General features: G+C 35.0%; 8 protein-coding genes. 7 read left to right on the top strand and 1 reads right to left on the bottom strand.

The window, feature by feature from the left end; genetic code table 11:
- Positions 1–204: 204 nt before the first annotated feature.
- Positions 205–594: a helix-turn-helix domain-containing protein gene (locus AN619_RS14310; protein WP_068557951.1), complete on the bottom strand. Its 390-nt coding sequence runs from the start codon at positions 592–594 to the stop codon at positions 205–207.
- Between the two features lie 170 nt (positions 595–764).
- On the opposite strand from AN619_RS14310, the gene AN619_RS14305 reads away from it, so the two are divergent.
- From AN619_RS14305 to AN619_RS14275, 7 genes are all read left to right on the top strand, one after another.
- Positions 765–1,001, top strand: a complete 237-nt coding sequence (locus tag AN619_RS14305) for a helix-turn-helix transcriptional regulator (RefSeq protein WP_068557950.1) — start codon at positions 765–767, stop codon at positions 999–1,001.
- A gap of 127 nt (positions 1,002–1,128) precedes the next feature.
- A complete protein-coding gene (locus tag AN619_RS14300; RefSeq protein WP_068557949.1) occupies positions 1,129–1,731 on the top strand; it encodes a sigma factor-like helix-turn-helix DNA-binding protein in 603 nt (200 codons plus the stop codon).
- A 136-nt stretch (positions 1,732–1,867) separates the two neighbouring features.
- Positions 1,868–2,575 (top strand): hypothetical protein, encoded by a 708-nt coding sequence (locus AN619_RS14295; RefSeq protein ID WP_068557948.1) that lies wholly within the window; start codon positions 1,868–1,870, stop codon positions 2,573–2,575.
- 17 nt (positions 2,576–2,592) lie between these two features.
- The gene (locus AN619_RS14290) at positions 2,593–3,768 is read left to right on the top strand and encodes a helix-turn-helix domain-containing protein (RefSeq protein WP_207644251.1); all 1,176 of its coding nucleotides are present in this window, start codon (positions 2,593–2,595) and stop codon (positions 3,766–3,768) included.
- Between the two features lie 364 nt (positions 3,769–4,132).
- The gene (locus AN619_RS14285; protein ID WP_068557946.1) at positions 4,133–5,731 is read left to right on the top strand and encodes a recombinase family protein; all 1,599 of its coding nucleotides are present in this window, start codon (positions 4,133–4,135) and stop codon (positions 5,729–5,731) included.
- Positions 5,732–5,748: 17 nt separating this feature from the next.
- Positions 5,749–6,141 (top strand): L,D-transpeptidase family protein, encoded by a 393-nt coding sequence (locus tag AN619_RS14280; RefSeq protein WP_330382101.1) that lies wholly within the window; start codon positions 5,749–5,751, stop codon positions 6,139–6,141.
- Positions 6,142–6,457: 316 nt separating this feature from the next.
- Complete coding sequence (locus AN619_RS14275; protein WP_068557944.1) at positions 6,458–8,176, top strand: S8 family serine peptidase; 1,719 nt, start codon at positions 6,458–6,460, stop codon at positions 8,174–8,176.
- Positions 8,177–8,420 lie beyond the last annotated feature (244 nt).

Raw genomic sequence — 8,420 nt, 5'->3', positions numbered from 1 at the left:
AAGAATATGCTCAATGATTCCTTGGAGAAATTTATTCTATATCCCATATGTTCATAATAATTAATTCTACATTTGAGCCACAAATTCCTTTTTGCCTATCAAAATCTTTTATTTTTTCAGGGGAAACCAATTAGCAGGACTAACGGAGAGACAGAAGGAGATAGCCCTACTGCGACAGCGATATTCATATACGGAAATTGGACTTTACTCTTTATTTTCTTCATCTTCAATTGCCTTAATAATTCGGATGATTTGTTTAATATCTTTGTCATCCAATTGTTTAACTTGTTTAAATAGTATTTGCAAGCTTTCCCGTTCTTTCATTTCTTCCCAAAATTCAGCGAGCTCTGGATCATCTTCGACAGCTTTGTGTATATAATCAGACGGATTTTTTATATCTGTTCTTCCAAGGAGATAGTCAACAGAAACATTGAAATAGTTTGATAATTTTTCCAATGTAGAAGTATCTGGATCCCTTTTATCTATTTCATACATGCCAATAGTACCTCTAGACACACCTAATACTTCTGCTAGCTGGCTTTGAGTCAGGCCTTTTTCTTTTCTTAGAATGGACAATCTTTGACCAAAAGTCATGTGTATTCCTCCTAAAATATTTCTGTATAAATATTATCATGAAATGTCACAATACGTAACACATGTCACTAAAAGCTACAATGGAAAAATAATTGCTTGACAATATAACTTAAGGTTACTATAATAAAATTAAGAAAAGTAACAATAAGTTACAAACTGGAGGTGGACTAATGAGAAACCAAAGAAACAAACTTATTGAGTTAAGAACAGCAAAAAACCTAACTCAGAACTACATAGCCGAAAAACTGGGAATTTCAAGGAGTTTTTATACTATGATAGAAAATGGCAATAGAAATCCATCATTAGAATTGGCTATAAAGTTAGCCGACTTGTTTCAAGTGAATGTTAGAGATATTTTTTTAACCGATTTAGATGACAAAAACTTACAGGATCAAGATACAGCCTAAACTATAGCTTTTACGTAACTCTTAGGACAAAAGGAAAATAAAAAGTTTGGTATAAGATTTCAACATTAAACTGTAGAAACCTTCAATTATCAATGAAATTTTTAGGAAAGCAAAGGGGGAAGGGATAATGCATGCAACGGGTGGAAATTGGTCTTCGTGGTTGGATATGAGTATAGAGTATAGGGAAAGTAAAAACAAGATCAACAGATACCGTCAGCAGTTACGAGAACAGGGGGGACAGAAAACAGCGGAAGAGATGGTTCTTCTGGAATTGGCAGGCAGTATGGAATCAGACTTAAATAAAATGACTGCAGAAATGGAGAACAGGGTGCTATACCAGTTTCAGGCTATAGATGAAAAAGATATCCAATTAGCAGGACTAACAGAGAGACAGAAGGAGATAGCCCTATTGCGACAGCGATATTCATATACGGAAATTGGGAAAATGTTGGGAATGGCACCCAGTTCAGTTTTTAGTATCTATCGAGATACCATTACCAAAATAAAAAAGTATAAGATGGCACAAATGCAGGATCAACCGCATGGTCTTGGTAATCGTCAACTTCAAATTTATTTTCTGCAAAAAGAGGGTAAAAGTAATAGTGAAATTGCAGAGGAGCTAGGAATTAGTATTAATACAGTAAAAACCCAAATTCGAATTATAAAACAAAAGCTAGGGGTGAATAAATTACCTAAAATTAGCTGTAGGGAAGACTGTGCCCATTTTTAATCTGATTTCACTAAGTGCCTGCGACTTTTACTCTTATAGATAATAAATGCAAAAATTATCCTACCATAATTGACAAATTCGTATATTTTTCATACAATAGTAGTAAATAATTGATGAAAAGGAGATGTGCTTTTCAATGCAAAGGGAAGATGTACATGCTATTGCTATGAAAGATGTGGTAAGGGTAGAGGAACTTGGTGTTGTAAAAGAAGCATGGAAAGAAAAAATCATGAGATGGTTTGATTATGAGTTTTTCAAAGAAATTTCAGAAATTATAAAAAAGGAAGGCGAAAAATTTAACGACCATCAGAAATCGGAATTAGTTCTGGGAAATGGATGGCATTTTTATAGAGCTGAAAAAGTACAGGATGCTTTAGCCAAGAGCAGGTATGGAGATGTGTTTATAGCACATACGACAAAACTAGCTGAAATAAAGAAAAATCGAATAGCCCTTTCTATAACAAGTAGCAAAGATGTAAAAGACCTTATCAGAAATCCAAAAAAATATTTAAAAGAAAGAGTGTCCGTTAATTATAATTTAGAAGGGCAGTTGTGTTTTGAGGAAATATTTGAATTGCAAAGTATTATATCTTCAGAAATAAAAGAGAAATATGATATAACAGGCGTTATGCTATACCATATGGATGATGAAAATAGGTTAGAGTTATTAAAAATAGTATTTTTTGATCCATCTTTTAAAAAACCTTTATTGATTTTACATGCACCAATAAGTATGTTGTACTTACATAAAGATGAATTGGCAAATCAAGATAGCAAGATATTCGATAAAGATAAGATTAAAGAGGAGGAGCTTTCCCTTAAAAAAACATTAAAATTTAAGTAATGAAAAGGTGTGGACAAATGAACATCTTAAATGGTAAGTTGAAAGGAAGACATATTATGGCATCTGAGGGCACATCACAAATTGTCGGGGAAAGAATAAAACAAGCAAGATTATATAGAGAAATGACCCAGGAGGACTTGGCAGACCTTCTTGGAATAAAAAAACAAACGATTTCTAAATATGAAAAAGGTGATATTACAATTAGTACAGATATTATCTTTAAGCTAAGAAATGCCCTGAAGTTCCCTGTAAAATTTTTTTATACGCCTTATACTAATTCTGAAAAAAAAGAGAGTATTATTTACTTTAGAACCAAGAATATACCTAAAAAAACACAGGCTCATTTAGAACAAACAATCAGGCTGCTGGATGAACAAATTATGCCTTTTTATCTGCAATATATAGATTTTCCCAAACCGGATATACCAGATTTGTCAAAATACATTTCTTATGGAACCTGTGGATATAAAAAAGAAGATATAAAAGTAGTAGCACAAAAATTAAGAGAATATTGGAATTTAGGAGAAAAGCCTATAGGGAATTTAGCATATCTTTTGCAAACAAAAGGATTTATCTTAATTAAAAAAGAGATTAGCCAAAATAAAACCGATGGTTTTTCAAAATGGATTAATAATATTCCTTATATCATTACCAGCTCAAATAAAGATTCAGCGGTAAGAAGCCGCTTTGATCATGCTCATGAATTAGGCCATCTTATTCTGCATAACGGAGTCGGAGAAGAAGAACAGGGCTCCAAGCACATAGAGCAAGATGCAGATTATTTTGCATCTGAGTTTTTATATCCTAGCGATGTCTTTATTGAAGAGATCAAAGAACTTCCTTTGAGCATGGAAACTTTCATACGATTAAAGGAAAAATGGAAAATCTCAATACAAGCACTAATCAGAAAATGCTTGGATCTTCACTTGATAAGTGAAGAAAAATACACCTACTTTCAAAAAAGAATTAGTTTTAAAGGCTGGCGTACAAGAGAACCTTTGGATAATGTGTTAGTGATAGAGAAACCTAGAATATTAAGGGATGCAGCGGAATTACTGCTTGAGCATAACAAAATTACCAAGCAGCAAATTGCAGACGAAATTCCTTTGGATAAGGATGACATCATTGATTTATGTAATCTGCCTAAGGATTTTTTTTCAGAAAACCTATCCAAGATTATAAAAATATATTAGCACTTCAAGGTAGGAAAAAATAAACAATAACGATTAATTTGAAAACGGGGTAAACCTCGTTTTTTTATTTTGAAAATTGTAGCGGAAAAAGAGAATTAATATGTTTTTTAAAATAGGACAAATTGGTAGGTGAATATATATATTTTGTAAGAGAGAAAGGAGGATTTTTATGAAAGAAAAGAATTATGTCGTAAACAGAATATTTAAAGATGAAGGAAAAACTATACAGCAGCTTATGGAGGAACTGATAAAGGAAAAATTAATTTATATATTAAACGCATCCTAAATGAAAATATTGATACTACCTGTCATATGGTATAAGATCAAAAAAGGTAGGTAGTTATCTTTATCAGAGGAGGTATTAATGTACACAGATAACTGCTATTCAAAAATAGATAATATATCCGTCGAATATTGGAGAGTGGGGATATATTGCAGACTATCAAAAGAGGATGAAGGAACTGGACAGTCTGAATCTATCAACAACCAACGGGAGTTTCTAAAGAAATATGTAAATGATGCAAAATGGACCCTTTTTAAAATATATATTGATGATGGTTACTCCGGTTTGAATTTTGAGCGTCCTGGTTTTCAAGATATGATAAATGACATAGAATCCGGTTTAGTCAATTTAATCATAGTAAAAGATCTAAGTCGTTTGGGGAGAGATTATATTCAAACGGGGTACTACCTAGAAAAGTATTTTCCAGAAAAGAGGGTACGTTTTATTGCAGTAAATGATTGCATAGACACTTTTCGGGAGTCTGCAGCTAATGATTTTTCACCCATTAGATCAGTATTTAATGACATGTATGCAAAGGATATATCCAAAAAAGTCAGGACCGCATTTAATATTAAAAGGGCTAAGGGTCAGTTTATCGGATCTCATGCACCATTTGGGTATTTAAAGGATCCTGACAATAAGAATAAAATTATTGTGGACGAAGAAGCTGCAAGAATTGTAAAAAGGATTTTTGAGATGTACCTTGGAGGAATGGGACTCACGACAATAGCCTATACACTGAATGAAGAAGGCGTTCCCAACCCTTCTCGATATAAAAAAACTGTTTTAAATTCAAGCTATGTCGGACGGAACAAAACAATGTACTGGGATGCAACCACTATAAAGTGGATATTGACCAATCCCACCTACATGGGAAGTATGGCACAGGGAAAATCTGAGAAGCTTTCCTATAAATCCAAGAAGTTTATCAACATTCCCAGAGAAAACTGGCAGATTGTTGAGGGAACCCATGAACCCATTGTTTCTAAACAGGAGTTTGAAACAGTGCAAAAGATGATAGAAAGAAAAAACAACCAAGATTTTAAATGTAGAAAAACCCCAAGGCTGTTCTCCGGATTTGTATATTGTGGAGATTGCGGCTCGTATATGACCTATAATGCGAAAAGAAATCATTTATATCTTATATGTTCAACCTACAAACGTTTCTCGAAAGAGTTTTGCAGCAGACACTCTATACAAGAAAAAACGTTGATTTCCATCGTAATTGAAGATATGGTACAAATGATCCAAAAATATGTTGATGTAAACGGTATAAAAGACAAAACAGTAGGGTTAAGTTTTAAAGATGGAAAGAAGAAGGAAATTCAAGATGATATTAAAAGATGCAGGGATCGACTTGAAGAGCTGAAGGCAATGGTAAAATCCCTGTATACGGATAAGGTGAAAGGGATTATCAGTGAAGAAGATTTTTTGGAGTTAAATAAGGGGTTTACTGACGAAAAGAACGGAATAAATGAAAAACTGCAGAAGCTTGAAAAGAAACTTGCTGAATTGGATAGAAAGGAGGATGAAAAGCGAGAAATTGAAGATATTGCGAAAAAGCTGCTAGAATTTAAAACCTTAGATCGGTTTATCTTAGAAAAATTGATTGAAAAAATCGAGATCTACGAAAATGCCGAAATAAAGATTCATTATAAGTTTTTAAATCCAGATAAATGATGTATTCTTATTAGAATGTGCCTTGGGGCAGATATGGCATTCATGGGACAAATAGGCCAAATTCCATCGGTTTTGCCGCTTCCCATGGGTGCATTCGGATGAGAAATAAGGATGTGGAGGACTTATATCGATACGTAAAAGTAGGAACACCTGTGACAATCTGGGGCGGTATTTTTGGCCCTTTTGGAAATGGGTTTAGGATTTTGTTGCCTGGAGATAGGGGATCCGATGTATATGAGGTGCAAAAACGTTTAAAACGATACGGTTACTATCATGGACATATCGATGGCATATATGGAGAAGGAATGAAGGCAGCCGTAATCCAATTCAGAAAGGATCATAATCTATCCATCACCCACAACATAGACCATGAGTTTTATAAGGCATTGGAAATACAGCTATTTGAATGAAAATTTCTTGCAGACGCATAACGGAAGGAATTTTTTTAAAAACATAAAAACTCCTGCAGGTAAATAACTGTAGGAGTTTTTATAAAAAATATTTTAAAAATTTAGAAAAAATAGTTGACGAAAGCAGAAAAAAATATTAATATGTAAGTAAATATAACAAAAATCTAAACTTACTAAATAGACTATAATAATAATAATGATGATTACATGGCATGGTGCAAATTTGATAATGAAAAGGGGGTGAGTCCAATGCACAGGGATAGAGGCATCTAAAACATAGGAAGAATAAAAAATTATAAAAAATGGGGGATGGAAAATGCATGATATGAAAAAATGCAAAAAAGTTATTTCTATGATCCTGCTGGGGCTTATGGTTGCTTTGACCGGGTCCTATGGTTTTGCCATGGATCAGGACATTGTAACGGAGAAGGCAAAGGTAGAAATCAAAGAAAAAGAAGTTATAAAGTTATATGATGAAAATAAGGACAAGCTGTTTGAGAATTTGTCCAAGAAAATGGATAAAGCCAATGATGATGAAGAGATTTCCGTGATCGTTGTCTTCAAAGACAAACTGGATACAGAAAAGAAAGGCAAAGTGAAGGAAGTTCTGGGTGAATACATGGCAAAGCATGAATATGAAAATATTCCGGCAATGGCAATGAAGCTAAAGAAAGGGCAGATTCACAAATTATCAAAACTGGACATCGTTGAGCACATTGAATATGATGAAGTTGTTCAGGCCTTCAATAATACAGCCAACTATTGGTTTGGGGCAGAAAAAGCCAGAACCGACTTTAATGTGGACGGAGACCGGGATGGCAGTCCAAAAGGTTATTCCAAGAATGATGTTGTGGTTGCAGTAATCGATACAGGTATATATGGTGGACATGTTGATTTGGACGGCAGCAAGATTATTGGATGGAAAGACTATGTAGGCGGAAAGACAACACCATATGATGACAACGGACATGGAACCCATGTTGCAGGTACTATTGCAGGAGAAGGAGACGGTAATGCCATCTATGCAGGTGTTGCAAAGGGAGCGGCATTGGTAGGATTAAAGGTTTTGGACAAGCAGGGCAACGGATCCATGAGTGACGTTACTGCAGCCGTTGACTGGTGTATCACAAATAAGAATGTTTATGGAATTGATATCATCAATATGAGCCTTGGAACCAGCGGAAGTTCTGATGGAACAGATGCTACATCTTTAGCGGTAAATCGTGCTGTGGATAACGGTATTGTAGTGGTTGTTGCAGCAGGAAATTCAGGACCTGGAAGATACACCATCGGATCACCCGGTGCGGCTGAAAAGGCCATTACGGTAGCAGCTATGGCTGATGTGGGAGAAAAGGGATTTAACCTGACCAACTTCTCAAGCAGAGGACCTACTGCAGATGGAAGAACCAAGCCTGACATTGCAGCCCCAGGATATAATATCACTTCCGTCAAGACCAATACAACCAACAGCTATATTACTTATAGCGGTACAAGTATGGCGACACCGTTTACCGCAGGTACAGTGGCCTTGATGCTGGATGCAAATCCAAGCTTAACGCCTACGCAAGTGAAAAGCATATTGACATCTACTGCCCAGGATTGGGGTCCTACAGGAAAAGACATTGAATACGGCAATGGAAGACTGGACGCTTATGCAGCAGTGAAGCAAGCAGGTGGTTTTAGTGGCAATAATATTGCCGTGCCAAACCATATGTATGCTTCCCAAAGCTTAGGATCCTCCGGCAAATCCGATATGTGGGAGTTTACAGTGGATAACAAGAATTATCCTATTGCTGTGACCTTCATTATGCCGAATTGGAGCAGCGGAAGCCCTGACTTTGATATTTACTTATATGATGCCAACGGAAATCAGCTGGCTTCTTCCACAGGAACATCCAGACAAGAAAATATCAACTATACACCTACGGCTACAGGCACTTATAAAATTAGGGTTTACTCCTATTCCGGCAGCGGCAATTACTTCTTCGATCTAAGTACGGGCGGATCTAATCTAAGGTTAACCCAAGATCAATAAAAAACTTTATTTCTCTATATAAGAAAGCCGGCCAAAGCAATCTCATGAGAGAAATAAAGTCTTTATAGTATTATTATACTATAACTCAATTGTAAAACCAATCAAAGCTTCCGTAAAGTTTGTGTCAAGTAGAAGTTTGCAATTTTTTTTATTGCCTCATCCTGTATAGGATTATAAATGTTATATTATTATAATTTTTCTATATTATTACAAAATCCAAGAAAAAATCTTTATCATTATACCA

The organism is Thermotalea metallivorans (assembly GCF_001562415.1).
Lineage (GTDB): Bacteria > Bacillota > Clostridia > Peptostreptococcales > Thermotaleaceae > Thermotalea > Thermotalea metallivorans.
Note: the sequence above shows the minus strand (reverse complement) of the source record. Positions and strands in the feature narration are given on the sequence as shown.